Origin of the sequence: Arthrobacter sp. HMWF013 (assembly GCF_003061105.1) — a bacterium.
Lineage (GTDB): Bacteria > Actinomycetota > Actinomycetes > Actinomycetales > Micrococcaceae > Arthrobacter.
In genome coordinates this window covers 1-1,270 of the sequence record NZ_QAIQ01000658.1, presented here as the reverse complement: position 1 = coordinate 1,270, position 1,270 = coordinate 1, and the positions used below count along the sequence as shown (strand labels likewise).

General features: G+C 64.1%; 2 protein-coding genes. One reads left to right on the top strand and one right to left on the bottom strand.

Features of this window, described 5'->3' with window-relative positions; all coding sequences use genetic code 11:
* Positions 1 to 167 precede the first annotated feature (167 nt).
* Positions 168 to 635: a nucleoside deaminase gene (locus tag DBR22_RS21590; RefSeq protein ID WP_108600674.1), complete on the top strand. Its 468-nt coding sequence runs from the start codon at positions 168 to 170 to the stop codon at positions 633 to 635.
* A 17-nt stretch (positions 636 to 652) separates the two neighbouring features.
* On the opposite strand, the gene DBR22_RS21585 is transcribed toward DBR22_RS21590, so the two are convergent.
* The gene (locus tag DBR22_RS21585; protein WP_146187614.1) at positions 653 to 1,057 is read right to left on the bottom strand and encodes a hypothetical protein; all 405 of its coding nucleotides are present in this window, start codon (positions 1,055 to 1,057) and stop codon (positions 653 to 655) included.
* Positions 1,058 to 1,270 lie beyond the last annotated feature (213 nt).

Below are 1,270 nucleotides of genomic sequence, written 5' to 3'. Positions count from 1 at the left end.
GGGCGGACGTGGGCGAGATCGTGACGCTCCAGACGGCCGACGGCCGGCGGGTCACCTGGTGCTACGTGAGCGATCCGGAGGGCAACCTGGTGGAGCTGCAGAGCTGGTCCAACCCCGGCTAGCCTGCGCGCCGGGCCTGGAGAAACGGCCCATGCGACAATGGCGCTATGACCCAAGAGCAGCACCACTCCATTGCGCTGGCGCCACACCCCGCATTCGAAGCCGCCCATCAGGCCGCCCGAAAAAGCCTGGCTGAAGGCGGCATCCCCATCGGAGCGGCGCTCGCCCGGGACGGCATGGTCATTGCCAGCGGGCACAACGAACGGGTCCAGAACGCCGATCCGATCGCGCATGGGGAAATGTCCGCGCTCCGCGCAGCGGGCCGGCAGAGGAGCTACCGGGACACCACGCTCTACACCACCCTCGCCCCGTGTGCCATGTGCGCCGGAACCATCATCCAGTTCAAAATCCCCCGCGTGGTGGTCGGCGAAGCGCGCACGTTCGACGGCGAAGTGGAGCTCCTGCGGTCACGCGGGGTTGAGGTGGTGGTCCTGGATGATCAGCGGTGCGTTGACATGATGCTCACGTTCCAGGCTGACAACCCGGACCTGTGGGCGGAGGACATCGCCGAGTAGGTCAAGGCGCCCCCGCGCTAGCAGACTGGGTCATGCACCATGCGCGTATCGCCGTTGGCGATGACGTACAGGGAATTGGACCGGCAGGTCGTGCCATCCTCTTTAGATGCCGTGGTCTGGCTACTCAACTTCAACACGTTCTCAAGCTCGGTGTACTGCGCATTAACTTCGAGTGAGGACTGGCCGTTGATACTTTGATAAGTCCACTGATCGCGGCTGATGGTCGTGTAGTAATCGCCGCCATGGTGTTGAGTCACGCTGCGGTTTTCATAGGTCCCGTTAGGGAAGCTGAGTTCGCGGTGTTCCACGTACGCCCCGTTATGGTCCGGGCTGGACGGCGGCGCCGCCATGGCCGGCGAGGCAGTGAGGGCGAGTGCAAGTCCAGCGCCGGTGGCGATGAATAGGCTGGTCAGACGGTTCATTTGGGGGGCCTCTCGTTTCTTGTCGGGCTCCCCAGCGCGCAGTGGGTAAATCATAACGATGGCGTAATAGTCCGTCAATGAGTCAGCGGTTGCCGCCGACCTCAGCCACTTCCACCTCAACCCCGGCGTCCCGGAACTTCTGCACCTGGGCCGGGTCGGCGCCGTCGGAAACGCAGAACGGTCCTGTCCCGCACAATTCGTGCAGGGCAGGAC

Bases quoted from the DNA above. Each gene is read 5' to 3' on its own strand.
- DBR22_RS21590 (WP_108600674.1), top strand. From the start codon at position 168: ATGACCCAAGAGCAGCACCACTCCATTGCGCTGGCGCCACACCCCGCA.
- DBR22_RS21585 (WP_146187614.1), bottom strand. From the start codon at position 1,057: ATGAACCGTCTGACCAGCCTATTCATCGCCACCGGCGCTGGACTTGCA.